The sequence below is a fragment of the Gordonia sp. UCD-TK1 genome (genome assembly GCF_001691435.1).
Classification (GTDB): domain Bacteria; phylum Actinomycetota; class Actinomycetes; order Mycobacteriales; family Mycobacteriaceae; genus Gordonia; species Gordonia hongkongensis.
In genome coordinates this window covers 14,598-31,789 of the sequence record NZ_LZMP01000020.1, presented here as the reverse complement: position 1 = coordinate 31,789, position 17,192 = coordinate 14,598, and the positions used below count along the sequence as shown (strand labels likewise).

At 68.5% G+C, this 17,192-nt stretch carries 14 protein-coding genes and 1 pseudogene; 5 read left to right on the top strand and 10 right to left on the bottom strand.

Translation table 11 applies throughout. The features are described 5' to 3' along the window. Positions 1-28: 28 nt before the first annotated feature. From A9310_RS12540 to A9310_RS12530, 3 genes are all read right to left on the bottom strand, one after another. A complete protein-coding gene (locus tag A9310_RS12540; protein WP_065630897.1) occupies positions 29-793 on the bottom strand; it encodes an SDR family NAD(P)-dependent oxidoreductase in 765 nt (254 codons plus the stop codon). A 348-nt stretch (positions 794-1,141) separates the two neighbouring features. After that, positions 1,142-2,275 carry a thiolase family protein gene (locus A9310_RS12535; RefSeq protein WP_065630896.1) on the bottom strand — a complete coding sequence of 378 codons (1,134 nt, stop codon included), beginning with the start codon at positions 2,273-2,275 and terminating at the stop codon, positions 1,142-1,144. A gap of 161 nt (positions 2,276-2,436) precedes the next feature. Further along, entirely contained in the window at positions 2,437-3,861 is a 1,425-nt protein-coding gene (locus tag A9310_RS12530) for an MFS transporter (protein ID WP_065630895.1), read from the bottom strand. A gap of 369 nt (positions 3,862-4,230) precedes the next feature. Here A9310_RS12530 and A9310_RS12525 point away from each other — a divergent pair, with 369 nt between their 5' ends. Next, the gene (locus A9310_RS12525) at positions 4,231-5,427 is read left to right on the top strand and encodes an acyl-CoA dehydrogenase family protein (RefSeq protein WP_065630894.1); all 1,197 of its coding nucleotides are present in this window, start codon (positions 4,231-4,233) and stop codon (positions 5,425-5,427) included. Positions 5,428-5,482: 55 nt separating this feature from the next. Then, complete coding sequence (locus A9310_RS12520) at positions 5,483-6,640, top strand: acyl-CoA dehydrogenase family protein (RefSeq protein ID WP_065630893.1); 1,158 nt, start codon at positions 5,483-5,485, stop codon at positions 6,638-6,640. Positions 6,641-7,270: 630 nt separating this feature from the next. Here A9310_RS12520 and A9310_RS26340 read toward each other — a convergent pair. Further along, positions 7,271-7,417: pseudogene (locus tag A9310_RS26340) on the bottom strand (type IV toxin-antitoxin system AbiEi family antitoxin domain-containing protein); the annotation flags it as partial. Between the two features lie 158 nt (positions 7,418-7,575). On the opposite strand from A9310_RS26340, the gene A9310_RS12515 reads away from it, so the two are divergent. Further along, on the top strand, positions 7,576-8,457 hold the full coding sequence (locus A9310_RS12515; RefSeq protein WP_065630932.1) for an SGNH/GDSL hydrolase family protein: 882 nt from the start codon (positions 7,576-7,578) through the stop codon (positions 8,455-8,457). A gap of 32 nt (positions 8,458-8,489) precedes the next feature. Then, positions 8,490-10,316, top strand: coding sequence for an ABC-F family ATP-binding cassette domain-containing protein (locus A9310_RS12510; RefSeq protein WP_065630892.1), 1,827 nt, complete (start codon positions 8,490-8,492; stop codon positions 10,314-10,316). Between the two features lie 30 nt (positions 10,317-10,346). On the opposite strand, the gene A9310_RS12505 is transcribed toward A9310_RS12510, so the two are convergent. The 3 genes from A9310_RS12505 to A9310_RS12495 all read right to left on the bottom strand — a co-directional run bounded on the left by A9310_RS12505 (position 10,347) and on the right by A9310_RS12495 (position 13,232). Next, the gene (locus A9310_RS12505) at positions 10,347-11,504 is read right to left on the bottom strand and encodes a lipase family protein (protein ID WP_065630891.1); all 1,158 of its coding nucleotides are present in this window, start codon (positions 11,502-11,504) and stop codon (positions 10,347-10,349) included. A 17-nt stretch (positions 11,505-11,521) separates the two neighbouring features. Further along, the gene (locus tag A9310_RS12500; RefSeq protein ID WP_065630931.1) at positions 11,522-12,487 is read right to left on the bottom strand and encodes a 4-(cytidine 5'-diphospho)-2-C-methyl-D-erythritol kinase; all 966 of its coding nucleotides are present in this window, start codon (positions 12,485-12,487) and stop codon (positions 11,522-11,524) included. Positions 12,488-12,563: 76 nt separating this feature from the next. Beyond that, positions 12,564-13,232 (bottom strand): HAD family hydrolase, encoded by a 669-nt coding sequence (locus A9310_RS12495; protein ID WP_065630890.1) that lies wholly within the window; start codon positions 13,230-13,232, stop codon positions 12,564-12,566. A 141-nt stretch (positions 13,233-13,373) separates the two neighbouring features. Here A9310_RS12495 and A9310_RS12490 point away from each other — a divergent pair, with 141 nt between their 5' ends. Next, positions 13,374-14,366 carry an LLM class F420-dependent oxidoreductase gene (locus tag A9310_RS12490; protein WP_058251659.1) on the top strand — a complete coding sequence of 331 codons (993 nt, stop codon included), beginning with the start codon at positions 13,374-13,376 and terminating at the stop codon, positions 14,364-14,366. On the opposite strand, the gene A9310_RS12485 is transcribed toward A9310_RS12490, so the two are convergent. The 3 genes from A9310_RS12485 to A9310_RS12475 form a co-directional block, all read right to left on the bottom strand. Continuing rightward, positions 14,334-14,948 (bottom strand): GNAT family N-acetyltransferase, encoded by a 615-nt coding sequence (locus A9310_RS12485; RefSeq protein ID WP_065630889.1) that lies wholly within the window; start codon positions 14,946-14,948, stop codon positions 14,334-14,336. The genes A9310_RS12490 and A9310_RS12485 overlap by 33 nt on opposite strands. Before the next feature lie 129 nt (positions 14,949-15,077). Further along, a complete protein-coding gene (gene rsmA / locus A9310_RS12480; protein ID WP_065630888.1) occupies positions 15,078-16,004 on the bottom strand; it encodes a 16S rRNA (adenine(1518)-N(6)/adenine(1519)-N(6))-dimethyltransferase RsmA in 927 nt (308 codons plus the stop codon). Beyond that, positions 15,968-17,119, bottom strand: a complete 1,152-nt coding sequence (locus A9310_RS12475; protein WP_205333112.1) for a resuscitation-promoting factor — start codon at positions 17,117-17,119, stop codon at positions 15,968-15,970. The genes rsmA and A9310_RS12475 overlap by 37 nt, the downstream gene beginning before the upstream one ends. Between the last annotated feature and the right edge of the window lie 73 nt (positions 17,120-17,192).

The following is a 17,192-nucleotide window of genomic DNA, read 5'->3' as shown; positions in this document are numbered from 1 at the left end:
CCGCAGAACGGACGTGCCGGGGTTCGGGTTACCGCGGTGCCATCCGGATCGCCCCGTCGAGTCGAATGGTCTCGCCGTTGAGATAGGTGTTCTCCAGGATCGACGCGGCGAGTTGACCGAACTCCTCCGGCCGACCGAGCCGCGCCGGATTGGGAATGCTCGCGGCGAGCGCATCGCGCACGTCGTCGCGCAACCGGGCGAGCAACGGCGTGTCCATCGTGCCCGGCGCGATGGTGTTGACGCGGATGAGCTTGCTGGCCAGGTCCCGCGCGGCGACCAGCGTCATCCCGACGATGCCCGCCTTCGACGCCGAGTAGTTGATCTGGCCGATCTGTCCCTCGTACGCCGCGACCGACGCGGTCATGATGATGGCGCCCCGCTCCCCGTCGACGGGCTCCTGTCGCGCAATACGTTCCGCGCCGAGCGAGAGCGCATGGAACGACCCCACGAGGTTGAGCTTGATGACGAACTCGAAGTCCTCCACCGAACCCGCCCTGCCCTCCTTGTCCAGGATGCGCATGCGCCGGCCCGCCCCGGCACAGTGCACGAGTCCGCGCAGGCCACCTCGGTCGTCGGCGACATCGAGTGCGGCGGCGAACTGTTCGCGGTCGGTGATGTCGGCGGCCGCGAACGACGCTGCGGCGCCGAGTCCGTCGGCCACGGCCTGACCGTCCGAGGTCGGCAGGTCGATCAGGGTGACCAGGCCGCCGGCGTCGATGACGCGCCGGGCCGTCGCGAGCCCGAGACCGGACGCGCCACCGGTGATCGCGACCGACAGTCCATTGAGTTTCATTGTGATCCAGCACCTTTCGATGAGATTTTCGTGCTCCCAGATGAGCGAGCTCGCGAGCCCGGCCCGGCTCCCTGAGGTGCGAGCGAAGCGAGCCCCCGTTGCTCCCTGAGGTGCGAGCGAAGCGAGCCCCCGTTGCTCCCTGAGGTGCGAGCGAAGCGAGCCACGAAGGGCTTCGAAACTTGCCTCACCAGGCCCTTCGTGGCTCGTCGACCTCGACGCGCTCCTTCGTCGCTTGCTCGGCCCGGCGGCTATCGCTCCTCACACCTCAGGGAGCAATGGGATGGGGTCGCTTCTTTCGGATCAGGGAGCAGGGAGCAGGAGGGCCAGCGGTGCTGCGCTTCTGTCGAATCAGAGCAGTTCGAGGATGGTGGTGTTGGCCATGCCACCGGCTTCGCACATAGACTGCAGTCCGTACCGGATTCCGTTGTCGCGCATGTGGTGGACAAGCCGGGTCATGAGGATGGCGCCCGAGCCGCCGAGCGGGTGACCGACGGCGATCGCACCGCCGAGCGGGTTGAGACGCTCGATGTCGGCACCCGTCTCTGCCTGCCACGCAAGCGGAACCGGGGCGAACGCCTCGTTGATCTCGAAGGCCCCGATGTCGTCGATCGACAGCCCGGATCGCTTGAGCGCCTTGGCCGTGGCCGGGATCGGTCCGGTCAGCATGATCACCGGGTCATCGGCGGCGACGACCGCGGTGTGGATGCGGGCGATCGGCGTGAGACTGTGCGACTTCGCGGTCTCGCCGGCCATGATCAGCAGGGCACCCGACCCGTCGGAGATCTGCGAGGAGTTGCCGGCGTGGATCACGCCGTCCTCGCTGAAGGCCGGCTTGAGCTTGGCGAGCGATTCGAGCGTCCCACCGCGGCGGATGCCCTCGTCACCCTCGAGCACCCCCGGGATCGGCGCCAACTGGGCGTCGAACGCACCACGGTCGGCCGCCTGCGCAGCGAGTTCGTGCGAGCGCAGCGAGTACCCGTCGAGGCGGGTGCGGTCCAATCCCCATTTCGCGGCGACCATCTCGGCGCCGATCCCCTGGCTGAACTTGTCGACGCCGTAACGGTCGAGGACCGTGGGCGGCTGATGCTCGCCATTCGGTGCGGCGCTGCCCATCGGGACACGACTCATCGACTCGACCCCGCCGGCTATCACGACATCCTGCTGGCCGGACACCACCGCCGCGGCCGCCATGCTGACCGCCTGCTGGCTGGACCCGCAGGCGCGCGTCACGGTGGTTCCGGGGACGCTCTCGGGCCAGCCGGCGGCGAGCACGGCCGTCCGCGCGACATTGCCCGCCTGCTCGGCGGCTTGGCTGACACATCCCCAGACGACGTCGTCGACGACGGCCGGATCGATGCCGGTCCGCTCGACGAGCGCCTCCAGTACGTGGGCGGACAGGTCGGCGGGATGGATACCGGACAGGGCGCCGCGGCGGCGGCCGATGGGCGCGCGGACCGCGTCGACGATCACTGCATCACGCATGGGGACTCCTCGATGTCAGGGCAAGGGATGAAGTTGTGTCCGACGTGCACCACGCCGGCGGACGCCGATCGCCCGCTGTGACGAGCCGACCACCGGGGCGCTTGGCAGACAAGTCGATTCACACTCACAGTCGATGAGGCCCTACCTATGGGACGCGCAAGTCACGAGGTGGCGCCTTCGACGGTCGGCGCGTGCGGACGCAACCGAGCACGATCGCGCTCGGGATCGGCGAAGACCAGCGCGAGCACCGCGCACACCGCGGCGACGATTCCGAGCACCTGGAACGCGGTGGCGTAACCCTCGGCCGGCGTGGCGGCCGCGTCGACGATGACACCCGTCGCGTACGGCGCGACGAGACCGCCGATCGCCATGATCGCCAGGAAGACACCTAGCGTTCCGGCGGTCTGCCGGGGCGGGCAGATCTCGGCGACGGCCGCGTTGAACAGCGGGAACACCGTGGCCGCGAAGCCATAACCGATCGACAGGATCGCGACCGCGACGATCGGTGTGCCAACCGAGGGCAGCAGGAACAGCAGGACGCCGGAGACGAGAACCCCGACCGACGGCACGACGATGCGCAGCATCCGCGAGGTCGCCCCTTTCGAGATCATCCGGTCACTCGTGATCGAACTCAGCACCATCAGGACCAGGCCGACGATCGAGGGGAACGCGAACATCGACCCGGACTGCAGGCGGCTGTACCCCAGCCCCTCTTCGAAGTACGACGGCAACCACGTGAGCACGACACTGACCAGCGCATAAACGCTCATCACGACGAGCGCGCCGGTGACGAACGTGCGTGAGCGGAAGATCGAGATCCACGGCGTCGCGGGTTCGGCGCCGGCACTCGCGGTCGGCGCGTCCTTCGACGTCTTCCCACTCGCGATGTACGGGCCGTTGCGCCAGGTCGACAGCCAGACGACACACCAGACGAGGCCACCGGCGGCAAGGGAGATCAGTGCCCAGCGCCACCCGAAGCTCACTGTGATCACGGCGAGCAGCGGAGCGATCGCGATCTTCGAGATCGACGCGGCACCGGCGAGGAGGGCACCGGGCAAGGCGCGCCGGGCCGGCGGATGCCAGGAGTAGGCCGCCGTGTGCAGGAGCGCCGAACTCGGACCTTCGGCGAGACCGAGGAACAGCCGGCTGAGGACGAGGACCGCGAACGACGCCACCACCACCATGGGGAGCATGGCCGCGGCCCAGCACAGGGCCAGCAGGACCAGCGACCAGCGCAGGGTCATCCAGCGGTTGAGCAGTCCCGCGAAGAATCCGCCGATCGTGAACGTCAGGAAGAACAGGCTGCCGACGAGACCGATCTGCGAGGAGCTCAGGCCCAGCTCCTCGCGGAGCGGTTGCGCGATGATGCCCAGCACTGCCTTGTCGGCGTAGTTGATGACGTAGAGGCTGACCAGCAGAGCCGTGAGACCCCAGGCGCCGGCGCGTGATTCGCCGCGTGGGCCGAGACCTCGCGGCGTCTGGGCCGCTTCGAAGTCGACGGTGTGGGCGGGACCAGCGGGTCCCGTGCGCGCCGCTGACCCGGGCTTGTCGCCGGCTCCTGATCCGGAGGCGGTGGAGACCGTCATGGCATTACCTCTTCCAGCCGAGTGATCTGGGTTGCGATGCGCTCCGTCAGTGTTATGGCTCATATCCGTTCCGATTCAAACCAGGGTCGAACCCATGTGACAACGTTCGCTCGGCGAACGACCTGACTGTCGCTGCCTATGTGTCGAGGACACGGAGTTGCGAGCGGGGTCATCGGCGATGGCTATCGGACCGATAGGCGCCGGTGGCACAGCCGAGAGCCATTGGCTCGCGCTATCGCTCCCTTAGTTCACCGCGACTACTTCGCCGGGCCGCCGCCGGGCATGCTGTGAGACGGACGCGTGCCGGTCGCGCACCACGTCCGCCCGACGGTGCGAGCGCACCCCGACCGACTTCGGAGACCAGCCACCATGACCCGCCTCGCGCAGACCCTGGGCCTCACCGAGATCCAGACGGAGATCCTGGCCAACGTCCGTTCGTTCGTCGACAAGCAGATCATCCCCACCGCACAGGAACTCGAGCACGCCGACGAGTATCCGCAGGCCATCGTCGACGGCATGGCCGAGATGGGCCTGTTCGGCCTGATGATCCCCGAGGAGTACGGCGGACTCGGCGAGTCCCTGCTGACCTACGCGTTGTGCGTCGAAGAACTGGCACGTGGATGGATGAGCGTGTCGGGCGTGATCAACACCCATTTCATCGTGGCGTACATGATCCGCCAGCACGGGACCGACGAGCAGAAACAGCGCTTCCTCCCCCGCATGGCGACGGGCGAGGTGCGCGGCGCGTTCTCGATGTCCGAACCGGAACTGGGGTCCGACGTCGCGGCGATCAAGACCAGCGCGAAGCGGGACGGAGACGACGGATACGTCATCAACGGTCAGAAGATGTGGCTGACCAACGGCGGGTCGTCGACTCTCGTTGCCGCTCTTGTCCGTACCGAGGAGGGCAACGAGAAGCCGCACAAGAACCTCACGACGTTCCTGGTGGAGAAGCCGGCCGGCTTCGGCGAGGTACTCCCAGGCCYGACTATCCCGCGCAAGCTGGACAAAATGGGCTACAAGGGCATCGACACCACCGAGCTGATCTTCGACGGTTACCGCGCGCCCGCCACCGACATCCTCGGGGGCGAACCCGGCCGCGGCTTCGCGCACATGATGGACGGCGTCGAGGTCGGGCGCGTCAACGTGTCGGCCCGCGCCTGCGGAATCGCCCAGCGCGCCTTCGAACTCGCGGTGAAGTACGCGCAGCAGCGGTCCACCTTCGGCAAACCCATCGCCGAACACCAGGCCGTTGCGTTCTCGCTGGCCGAGATGGCGACGAAGGTCGAGGCGGCACACCTGATGATGGTCAATGCGGCACGGTTGAAGGACTCCGGCGAGCGCAACGACGTCGCCGCCGGGATGGCCAAGTACCTGTGCAGTGAGTACTGCGCCGAGGTCACTCAGGCCAGCTTCCGCATCCACGGCGGTTACGGCTACTCGAAGGAATTCGAGATCGAGCGCCTCATGCGCGACGCGCCCTTCCTGCTGATCGGCGAGGGCACCAGCGAGATCCAGAAACAGATCATCTCCAAGGGGCTCCTACGCGAATATCAGGAGCGATGACCACTTGAGGTGAATGTCGTCAGACCCGTCCGCCCACAACAGTTTCGAGGGACCAATGCAGCGTCGCATCTTCACCGAGGACCATGAGTCCTTCCGCAAGACCATCCGTGACTTCATCGCCAAAGAGGTCGCGCCGGTGTACCACGATTGGGAGAAGCAGGGCCATCCGCCGCGCGAGTTCTACAACAGGCTGGGCGAACTCGGCGTCCTGGGCATCGAGGCACCCGAAGAGTTCGGGGGCGGTGGCGTCTCGGACTTCACCTATTCGATGGTGATCGCGGAGGAGACATCGGCGGCCGGTGTCACCTTCGGCAGTTACTCGGTGCACTCGAACCTGATCCTCCCCTACCTCGTCGAGTACGCCACCGACGAGCAGAAGCAGCGGTGGTTGCCCGGATTCTGTTCCGGCGAACTCATGTTCGCGATCGCCATGACCGAACCCGGCACCGGGTCGGACCTCGCCAACATCTCGACCACCGCCAAGCTGTCCGAGGACGGGTCGCACTACGTACTCGACGGCGCGAAGACGTTCATCACCGGCGGCGCCTTGGCCGACCGCATCCTGGTCGTCGCCCGGACCGCACCGTTCGACGAGTCGAATCGTCGTGCGGGCCTGTCGATCCTGGTGGTCGACACCTCGTCGGAGGGTTTCGCCGTCGGACGCAAGATCGAGAAGATCGGCCTCAAGGCCTCCGACACCGCCGAGCTCTCGTTCAGCTCGGTCAAGGTGCCGGTCGAGGACCGGCTCGGCGAGGAGGGTGCCGGCTTCTCGTACCTGGCGCACAATCTCGCGCAGGAACGACTCACCATCGCCATCGGGGCGTCGGCCACCGCCGCCGCGGCCGTTCAGCACGCGATCGCCTACACCAAGGAGCGCGACGTCTTCGGCAAACCCGTTGCGGCGTTCCAGAACACCAAGTTCGTCCTCGCCGAGTGCTCCGCCGAGGTCGAGGCCATCCGGCAGTTCGTCGACCGCGCACTCGAACTCCACAACGAGGGTGAGCTCACCGTCCCCGATGCGGCCCGCGCGAAACTGTTCGCCACCGAGACCGCCGGCAAGGTCATCGACAAGTGCCTGCAGTTGCACGGCGGGTACGGCTATGTCCTGGAGTACCCCATCGCCCGGCTCTACGCCGACACCCGCGTCACGCGGATCTACGGCGGCACCAGCGAGGTCATGAAGACGATCATCGCCAAGGATCTCGGCCTGTAGGTGGTCCAGAGCTCTTCCAAAGTGCGGGATTCGTAACGGTTTCCAGTACGAATCCCGCACTTTGCGGAGGGGTGATGGGACCGCCACCTTCCTCCCGACGAAGGCGAAGTCGATTTGGTAACCGGACACCGGGTGGTTGGCGACCCAACCCGCTATGTCGTGCTCGGCGAACAGTTTCACGGTCAGCCGTTCGGCAGCCGAACGGGCACCAGAACCGACGAGCACGAGCATCTTCGCCATCTCGGTTGCACCACGGCAGCGGCGTCGCCGCTGGTAGGTCTCGAGGAGAGCGTCAACCGTGACCTTCTTGTTCTGAAGTGCCCGGTCGAGTACGTCCATCTTTCCTTCAACGGCGCCTTCGAGGACGGACAACGGCACCGCGGTCACCGTGAGTCCCTTCTCGACCACGACGTCGGCCGCGTCGAGGGATCTCCGGATGACCACCGTCCCCTTCTCCGGCGAACCGTGCCAGCTTCGGGGAGCGGTGACGGTGATCGTCGTCGGCCGTTTGGTCACGAGGCCATGCCACCACGCCGCCGCGAGTCCGCTGAGAACGGCGTCCGCGGAGACCTGCAGGGTCGCCAGTCGGGTCCGGGTCCGTGCGGTCACCGGATGATCGGCCAGGCGGTAGACGCCGGAACTCGCACGTACCCACTCACCGGACTTCACCCGCCGGGCCACCGAGGCACGACTGAGACCGTGCTCGCGGGCCTGCGCCGCAGTGATCACGCCGTCGCGCGTGAGGACAAAGGTCCGCAATTCGGGTGCAGTGGCCATGCAGTTGTAGACGCATCCCCCGTCGCGCCGGTTCCACTTCCCGCACAGTGCGGGATTCGTGCCGGTTTCCAATACGGATCCCGCACTCTGTCGTCGGACCCGAGGTCGTGCCTTACGATTCCCTGAGCAAACTCGGTGGGCAGTGGAAGCGGTGTTCGGTGGTAGGCAGGTTTCGGGGCGGGGTCCAGATCTTGGCGACGGTGCTGGTCACCGCGTTCGTGGTGTCGATGATGGCGGCGGTGGCCGCGCCCGCGCAGGCGGCCCCGACGCGCTACACCGGCGGTACCTACGTCGCTCTCGGTGATTCGCGTGCGTCCGGCAGCTTCTACACCCCGACGCCCGCCTACTTCGGCGGGTGCAAGCGGTCGGCGTTCAACTACCCCACCCTCGTCGCCGCCGCGACCCTGCCGCGACGCTTCATCGACGCCTCGTGTGCGGGCGCGCAGTCGGCACATCTGTACCGGGCCCCGCAGCACACCAGCGGTGGCACGAAACCCATTCAGCTGCACCTGGTTCCGCGCGACGCTCAGCTGATCACCGTGAGCATCGGCGGCAACGACATGCGGTGGGGCGCGATCTTCGGCCAGTGCCGGACCCCGGCGTTCACCGACCGGCGCTGCCGCCACAACCGTGCCCTCGAGAACGAGGTCCGGTGGCGGATCGAACTCATGGAGAACCGCGTCACCCCCGCTCTGCGCGCGATCCGGAACAAGGCGCCGCACGCCCAGATCATCGTCGTCGGTCTGGGCGGCTTCATCGGGTTCACCGGGTGCTGGCCGCTGGTCCCGCTGAGTGACCCCGACGCCCGGTGGATGCGCGAGGTCTTCAACCGCGCCAACGGCGCGCTCTGGCGGGCGTCGACCGAGGTCGGCGGCACTTTCATCGACGCCAACCGAGGATCGGCGGGACACGATGCCTGCAACCTCATCAATCCCTGGTACGAGAGCGCGCTGTCGAATCGCATCGCGCTGCCCTTCCACGTCAACCAGGCCGGCGCCGTCGCGTTCGCGGCCATGATCAACGGGGCCATCCGCCGTTAGGCCGAGACCGGTCACCCACTAGCGTTTGTCGGGTGGCTCATCTACTCGGCGCGGAAACCCTAGGCCTCGAATACCCGACCACCAAGGTCTTCGAGTCGGTGTCCCTCGGGGTCAACGAGGGCGACCGGATCGGCATCGTGGGCCGAAACGGCGACGGTAAGTCGAGCCTGCTGGCGATGCTCGCCGGACGGATGCAACCCGATTCCGGTCGCGTCACCGTCCGCGGCGGCGTCCGCATCGGCGTGCTGGACCAGGTAGACGTCTTCGACGACGACGAGACCGTCGGGCACGCCGTCGTCGGCGACCGTCCCGAACACGAATGGGCGGGCGACGCGAAGGTCCGCGACGTCATCGGCGGGTTGCTCGGCGACGTCGAATGGACAGCGCCCACCAGTTCGTTGTCGGGTGGTCAGCGCCGCCGCGTGTCGCTGGCACGACTCCTCGCGGGCGAGCATGACGTCCTCGCGCTCGACGAGCCGACCAACCACCTCGACGTCGAGGCCATCACCTGGCTCGCCGACCACCTGAAGCGACGCTGGCCGGCCAACGCCGGCGGACTGCTGGTGGTCACCCACGACCGGTGGTTCCTCGACGAGGTGTGCACGGTCACCTGGGAGGTCCACGACCGCATCGTCGAACCCTTCGAGGGTGGCTACGCGGCGTACATCCTGCAGCGGGTGGAACGGGACCGGCAGGCCGCCGCGATCGAGGCACGACGACAGAATCTCGCCCGCAAGGAACTGGCCTGGCTCCGCCGCGGCGCGCCGGCCCGGACGTCGAAGCCGAAGTTCCGCATCGACGCGGCCAATGCCCTCATCGCCGACGTCCCACCGGTCCGCGACACGGTCGCCCTGCAGTCACTGGCCACCGCTCGTCTGGGCAAGGACGTCGTCGACCTGCTCGACGTGTCGGTCTCCTACGGTGACCGCACCGTCCTCGACGGCGTCGAGTGGCGGCTGGCGCCCGGTGAGCGCACCGGCATACTCGGGGTCAACGGCGCGGGCAAGTCGACGCTGCTCGGCCTCATCGCCGGAACCGTGGAACCGACCGGCGGCCGGGTCAAACGCGGCAAGACGGTCAAGGTCGCCACCCTGACCCAACGCCTCGACGACCTCGACCGGTACCTCGACGACCCGGTGCGGGTGGTCATCGCGCAGTTGCAGACCACGTACACCTTCGGTTCCGGGTCGAAGGCACAGGAACTGTCGCCGTCGCAGTTGCTCGAGCGGCTCGGCTTCGACGGCGCGCAGCTCTCGACCCCGGTCCGCGACCTCTCGGGCGGGCAGAAGCGGCGGCTGCAGTTGCTGCTCATCCTGCTCGACGCGCCGAACGTGCTGATCCTCGACGAGCCGACCAACGACCTCGACACCGACATGCTCGCCGCGCTCGAGGACCTGCTGGACTCGTGGCCCGGCACGCTGATCGTCGTCTCGCACGACCGGTACTTCCTGGAGCGGGTCACCGATCAGCAGTTCGCCGTCCTCGACGGCGGGCTCCGCCACCTCCCCGGCGGCGTCGACGAGTTCTTGAGACTCCGCTCGGCACAGGCGAAGACGTCGGGTTCCGGATCGACATCGGGCGGATCCGGTACGAGCGCCACAGCTTCGGGGAACGGCGGCGTGTCGGGCTCCACCCTCAGCGGCGCCGAGCTGCGCGCGGCCAACAAGGAGCTCGCCTCGCTCGAGCGTCGGATCGACAAGCTGCACAGCAAGATCGATGCTGCCCGGACCGCGCTCGCCGACCATGATCAGTCCGACTACCAAGGCCTCGCCGCGGAGACGGAGAGCATCCGCAGCATGGAATCCGAACTCGAGGAACTCGAGGAACGCTGGATGGAACTCGGCGAGAGCGTCGAGTGATCGACTCCGCGAGAACCGGTCGGCCCGACCTCAACGGCCGAACGACTCCCGGATCGCGGCCAGCACGTCCGGCAGCGACTCGTCGACGACGCCGCTGTGATCGGCCCGCGCGTAGGTCTTGAGGTCCACATCCGTGCCGGCGTCGCGCATCGCGGACCGCAGCGAACGACTCAGCGGGTACGGCAGCACGGGATCGAGAAGACCATGTGCGAGCGTGACTTTCACCGGGTAGCCAGAGACGGGCACCTCGGCGTACTCCCGCAGGGCGTCCCGGAAGTCCTGCTCCGCAGTGAACGACGACGCCACGAGTGAGCCCGGCGGCACCGACCGCAACGCATCCACGAGATCCCCGTTGCACCGGGCACGCGCGCGGTCGAGAAAACGCTTGCCGTCCGACGTCAGGGAATCGGCGACGCGGAGTTCTGGATTCGCGTGGTCGAGGCCGGCGAGGGTGAACAGGAACGGCGCACTCAGCACATTGAGCGCGCCGAGGCCGGGCACGCGGGGACCGAACAGACCGAACAGGTTGTCCAGCGACGAGACCGGGGCGATCGCGATGATGCCGGCGACCGGCAGTTCCGGTGCGAATTCCGCGGCGAGACGGCCCGCGTGCAGCGCAGCGTGGCCGCCCTGGGAGTGCCCGGTCGACACCCAGCGTGATCCGAGCGAGGCGTCGACCGAGCGCGCCGCGCGGATCATGTCGATCACCGAGTGAGCCGCCGCGCGACCGCCGAGGTATTCGGTCTCCCCCGCCGACCCGAGCCCCGCGTAATCGGTTGCCGTGACCGCGAAACCGGCGTCGAGCGCCGCGCGCACCGGGGCCTCGACGCCGTCGCCCAGCCGGTGCAGGGTCGGCGCGCACTCGTCGGCCAGGCCGACCGTCCCGTGTGCCCAGGACACGACGGGCCAGCCACCAGCGGGCGGCGTACCCTTCGGCACCCAGTACACGCCGCTCGACATCGCGGGGCGGCCGTTCTGATCGCGCGTCGCATAGGTGAGGCGGGTGCCCGAACCGGCCGCCGACGGGAGTTCGTCGTCGGGAACCTCGGAGGTGGTGAAGACGAAACCGTCGGCGGGTGCGGCGGCCGTCGACGGGCCGGCCGTGACGATGCAGAGCGCGAGCAGTAGAGCGACGACTGCGCTGACCGCGAGCAGTGGGGCGACGACTGCGGAGGGTCTGCGGGACATCAGGCAACCGTAGGCGATCAGTGGCGGACGTCGGCTCCGAGGACGCGCGTACCGGCGGCGGGACCGCTGGCGGTGCGGACCGACCGGGCGACGCCGGCGCCGGACAGTTCGGCGGCGACGTTCACCGCGCCGGTCTCGTCGSCGCACAGGAAGGCGCATGTCGGACCGGAGCCGGACACGATGCCGCCCAGTGCTCCGGCGTCGATTCCGGCACGCAGGGTCCGGCGGAGGGTGGGTTGCAGCGACAGCGCCGCCGGTTGTAGGTCGTTGTGCAGCAGGGGCGCCACCGCATGCGGGTCACCGGACGCCAGAGCCTGCATGAGTTCGTCCGGGCGGCGGAGGAGGTCCCGCTCGTCGTCGGTGGCGCATTCTCCGGAACGGCTGTCGCGCAGCCGATCCAGTTCGCGGTACACCGCGGGCGTGGACAGTCCGTCGCGTGCGAGCGCGAGCACCCAGTGGAAGTCACCGCGGGAGAGGACCTGCATCAGCCGCTCCCCGCGTCCGGTACCCAGGGCGGTGTTGCCGTGCAACGCGAACGGGACGTCGCTGCCCAGGTCCGCCGCGATCGCGGCGAGGTCGTCGCGGCCGATGTCGAGCTTCCACAGGGCGGCGAGTGCGACCAGCGCCCCGGCGGCATCCGCGCTGCCACCGGCCATGCCCCCGGCCACCGGGATCGTCTTGTCGATGTCGATCGCGACCTTGCCGGGACGGTCCGCCCACTCGGCAAGTGCCAGCGCCGCCCGGACCGCCAGGTTGGACTCGTCCGTCGGGACCGACCCGGCGCCTTCGCCACGAACCGTGATGCTCATCTCGTTGGCCCGGGCGACCCTGATGTCGTCGTGCAGGGACAGCGCCTGGAAGACGGTCACGAGGTCGTGGTAGCCGTCCTCGCGGCGCGGACCGACCCCGAGGTGCAGATTGACTTTCGACGGAGCCCGCGCGGTGACGGAGTCCGACACCACCGACAGCGACGTTCGCGACACAATGATCCAGCCTAGCGCCCCGGCGTCGGCCCCGCGCCCACCGATGCGGTCGGTCCGGCGATCCAGCCGCCGTCGATCAGGGGCGCCAGCCGCGGTCGACGAGTTCACCGACGTGCTCGACGACCAGCACCGCGCCCGCGTCGCGCAACTCACCCTCCGCGAATCCACCGGACCGTACCGCCACGCACTCCGCCGGCAGGCGATGCGCCGAGGCCACATCCCACACGGTGTCGCCGACGACGACGGCCTTACCGCCGCCGGCCTCGTCCAGGGCGACCGACAGGATGTCGGGCGCCGGTTTGGACGAATCGGCGTCGTCCGAGGTGGTCACGGCGGCGAAGTCGTTCCGCGACAATCCCATCGACTCGAGGGCGGCGTCGGTGAACTCCGACTTGCCCGACGACGCGAGCGCCACCCGGTAGCCGGCGTCCAGCAGTCCCCGCACCAGATCGGCCGCGCCGGGCAGGGGCCGCACGTCGGGCAGCAGGTCGCGATAGGCGTCCTCCCACTCGTCGCGCAAGGTGTCACCGAGCGATTCCTCCACGTCGTCGCCGAGCAGCTCGCCGACGAGACGGTCGCCGCCCATGCCGATCGCCCGGTGCACCTGCCACCACTGCGGGATCAGGTCGTGAGCAGCGAAGGCCCGCATCCACGCCAATGCGTGGAGGTAGGTGGAGTCGACGAGCGTACCGTCGACATCGAGCAGCACGGTGTCGACCGACCCATCCGCGTTCTGGTCTGGCATCTGCGCCTCGTTTCCGGGGTCGAGAACCGCGCCCCGTCGTCGAACGTCCGTCGTCCGGGCACCACCGTCTCGAGCGTCCCGGGTTTCGGACCCATGACTCATGGCTACACCGAAGCGACCCATCTCGCAGAGGAGACCTCCATGGCAACACGTTTCGGCTACACCCTGATGACCGAGCAGGCAGGCCCGAAAGAGCTGGTGCGGTACGCCGTCGGCGCCGAAGACGCCGGCTTCGACTTCGAGGTGTCGAGCGACCACTACTTCCCGTGGCTCTCGGCCCAGGGACACGCACCGTACGCGTGGACGGTCCTGGGAGCCGTGGCCCACGCGACCGAGCGGGTCGACCTGATGACCTACGTGACGTGCCCGACGATCCGCTACCACCCGGCGATCATCGCGCAGAAGGCTGCGACGCTGCAGATCCTCGCCGACGGTCGCTTCACTCTCGGCCTCGGCTCGGGCGAGAACCTGAACGAGCACGTCGTCGGCGAGGGCTGGCCCTCGGTCGCCGACCGCCAGGACATGCTCGCCGAGGCGATCGAGATCATCCGCAAACTGCACACCGGTGAGCTCGTCGACTTCCGCGGCGAGTTCTTCCAGGTCGACGCCGCCCGGATCTGGGATCTGCCCGACCAGCCCGTCCCGATCGGCGTCGCAGTGGCGGGCAATGCGGGTATCGAGACCTTCGGGCCACTGGCCGACCACCTGATCGCCGTCGAACCCGACGCCGACTTCATCAAGGCGTGGAACGAACATTCGTCGACCCCGACCGTCGACGGGCAGCGGTCCCGCGCGATCGGGCAGATCCCCATCAGCTGGGATCCCGACCGCGACAAGGCGATCGAGCGCGCCCACGATCAGTTCCGGTGGTTCGCCGGCGGGTGGGATGTCAACGCCGACCTGCGCACCACCGCGGGCTTCGCCGCAGCGACGCAGTTCGTCACGCCGGACGACGTCGCGGGCAACATCCCCTGCGGCCCGGACCTCGACCAGATCGTCGAGGCGGTGAAACCCTTCTGGGAGGCGGGGTTCACCGACATCGCGCTGGTGCAGATCGGGGGCGACACCCAGGATGCGTTCCTGCGCGACGCCGCTCCCGAGCTACTGGAGAAACTGCGCGCCGCGTCGAACTGAGTCCGATTGCTCGAGGTTCCAGGACTGCGGGGTGCGGTCTTCGCCCACCCGCAGCACGGCGGTGTGCACATCGCCGACGTGGCGACCCGACGGGAGCTGATCGATCTCGTCCTCGGGGCGTCGGCCGGTGTAGCGGAAGCCGGCCGACGCCGCCAGCCGCGCCGAGGCCACGTTGTCGACCAGCGCCCGCCAGATCACGCGATCGAACCCGGCTCCGCCGTCGGCGGGGTCGGCGAAGGCGTGGTCGAGGACCGCGGCGAGCGCCTCGGTGAGGTAGCGATGGCCCCGATGCGACGGCGCGCACCAATAGCCCAGTGACGCAACGCCTTTCTCGACGGTTCGCAGTCCGATGGTGCCGACGAGTTCACCGACGGGGATCTCGATCGTCCACACCGACGACCCGGCGGCCGGGGCGATGTCGCGGACGAAATGTTCGGCGTGCGCACGCGTATACGGGACCGGGACCAGTGTGAAGCGCTGGATGTCCGGGTCCTGGCAGGCGCGGAAGATCGGTTCGATGTCACGGTCGGCGGGTGCGCGCAGCCGCAGCCTCGGCGTCGTCAGAGTCTGTGGTGGAGCCATGTCGGACCTCGTCGTCGATGCTGTGGATGCACAACACGGTACGAGCCTCTCCCCGCCGACGGCGAGTGGTTTTGCGCCCGCCCCCACGACGAGCCGCGGTCTCCCGCGATCAGCGACCCGGCGTCGAGATCAGGTCGTGCGAGCGAGGCGGACGAAGTCGTCGACGTCGAGCTTCTCGCCCCGCACACCCGGATCGATACCGGCCTCACGGAGCCGGCGTTCGGCCTCGGCCGCCGAACCGGCCCAGCCGGCCAGCGCCGAGCGCATCGTCTTGCGTCGCTGGGCGAATGCAGCGTCGATCGCGGCGAACACCTGTTGCCGCACAACGGGATCGGTCGAGTGGTCGTCGGTTCGTTCGATGCGGACGAGACCCGACTCCACCTTGGGTTCGGGCCAGAAGACGTTGCGCCCCACCGCACCGGCCCGGCTCACGCGACCGTGGTAGCGCGCCTTGACGCTCGGCACCCCGTAGGTGCGGCTGCCCGGGCCGGCGGCGAGGCGGTCGGCGACCTCGGCCTGCACCATCACGAGGGCGGTGGTGATCTCCGGGAAGAGTCCGAGCAGGTGCAACAGGACCGGCACCGACACGTTGTACGGCAGGTTCGCGACCAGAGCGGTGGGGACCACCGGCAGGTCGTCGCGCGTCACCTGTAGCGCGTCGGCGAGGATGACTTCGAAGTTGCCCTGCCGACTCGGGGCATACTCCGCGATCGTCGCCGGAAGACGTTCCGCGAGCACCGGATCGATCTCGATGGCGACGACCCTGCCCGCCGTCCCGAGGAGGGCGAGGGTGAGCGAGCCCAGCCCGGGCCCGACCTCGAGGACGGTGTCGTCAGGCCCGACCCCCGATGCCGCGACGATCCTTCGCACGGTGTTCGCGTCGTGGACGAAGTTCTGTCCGAGAGTCTTGGTCGGCCGGACGCCGACCTCCGCCGCGAGCTCCCTGATCTGTGCCGGCCCGAGGAGACGCGGAGCCTCGTCGGGCGCGCTGTCGGGTGAACCCGCTGTCGAGTCGCTGATCAGCGCAGGCCCAGCTTGGACGAGCAGGACGGCCATGCGCCCCAGCCCTGGACCGCCTGGGTCTTCTTCGCGATGGCGATCTGTTCTTCGCGGGTGGCGAGGTCGGCGCGCGGCGCGTACTCGAGTCCGCCCCAGCGTTCCCAGGTGTTCTGGTCGAACTGGACGCCGCCGTAGAAGCCGTTGCCGGTGTTGATCGCCCAGTTGCCGGTCGCCTCGCACGCGGCGAGCGCATCCCACACCGACCCCGGCGGCACGAACGGCGCACCCGGCTTGGTGCCGATGCGAACGGTGGCCGCGACGGGCTCGCTGAGCACCTCGCTGGTCAGCTTGTCGCGCTTGACGACCCGGCCGTTCACGGTGGTCACCTTGTAGGTGACACGCGCCTCGCCGGGCGTGCCCTTCTTCTCCACGACCTTGCGGTCGCGGACGAGGGTCGGGTCCTCTTTCTTGACCTCCGGCGGGGCGACCGGTTCCGTGAGCGTGACGTCCTCGGTCTTGATCCGGGTGACGACGATCTTGAGGTTCGGGGTGATCTTGGTGTCGGCGGCCGGGGTGACCTTGTCTTCGGCGCCCAGCGGGGTGCCGAGCGACTCGAGCAGATCCTTGACGGTATGCGCGGCGACGGTCGGGCGCTTGCGGGCCGGTCCGTCGACGAGGTTCACCGGCTTGGGCAGCGCGACCTCGATCTGACCGCCGTCGACCGGCAGTTCCTCGCCGAAGGCGGTCTCCTCGGCGGCGTGGGTCAGTCCGCGTTCGGCCATCAATTGGTCCACGGTCGAGGCGTTGGTGACGATGGTCTCGCGCTTGCCCTCGATGTCGAGGGTGAGTTCCTTGAGCTTGTTGACCTTGATGGTCTGGCCGTCGCCGAAGCCCGAGTCGGGTGCCGGGCTCACCTTGTCACCGTCGGCGGGCGCCAGCCCCTCCGACTCGAGGAGACTCTCGACGGACATCGCCATGGTGGACACGTGCCGGATGTCGCCGTCCACGTCGATCGCGACGTTCTTGTGCATGCTGACGCCCATGACCCCGCCGGCCGCGACGGTGGCGCACACGGCGCCGACGGCGACGCGGACACGCAACGACTTCGAGCCGTTGATCTTGGCGAACACCGAACCCGACGATGTCGGAGCGGACGGCTCCGGGTTCGACAGTTCGGGGTTTTGCAGCTCTGGGTTGGGCAGAGAAGACAAGGGCACGACATCCTGATAGGCAACACTGGCACCA

Excerpts from the sequence above, each read along its gene's own strand:
- A9310_RS12540 (WP_065630897.1), bottom strand. The coding sequence starts at position 793 with ATGAAACTCAATGGACTGTCGGTCGCGATCACCGGTGGCGCGTCCGGT.
- A9310_RS12535 (WP_065630896.1), bottom strand. The coding sequence starts at position 2,275 with ATGCGTGATGCAGTGATCGTCGACGCGGTCCGCGCGCCCATCGGCCGC.
- A9310_RS12530 (WP_065630895.1), bottom strand. The coding sequence starts at position 3,861 with ATGACGGTCTCCACCGCCTCCGGATCAGGAGCCGGCGACAAGCCCGGG.
- A9310_RS12520 (WP_065630893.1), top strand. The coding sequence starts at position 5,483 with ATGCAGCGTCGCATCTTCACCGAGGACCATGAGTCCTTCCGCAAGACC.
- A9310_RS12505 (WP_065630891.1), bottom strand. The coding sequence starts at position 11,504 with ATGTCCCGCAGACCCTCCGCAGTCGTCGCCCCACTGCTCGCGGTCAGC.
- A9310_RS12495 (WP_065630890.1), bottom strand. The coding sequence starts at position 13,232 with ATGCCAGACCAGAACGCGGATGGGTCGGTCGACACCGTGCTGCTCGAT.
- A9310_RS12490 (WP_058251659.1), top strand. The coding sequence starts at position 13,374 with ATGGCAACACGTTTCGGCTACACCCTGATGACCGAGCAGGCAGGCCCG.
- A9310_RS12485 (WP_065630889.1), bottom strand. The coding sequence starts at position 14,948 with ATGGCTCCACCACAGACTCTGACGACGCCGAGGCTGCGGCTGCGCGCA.
- rsmA (WP_065630888.1), bottom strand. The coding sequence starts at position 16,004 with ATGGCCGTCCTGCTCGTCCAAGCTGGGCCTGCGCTGATCAGCGACTCG.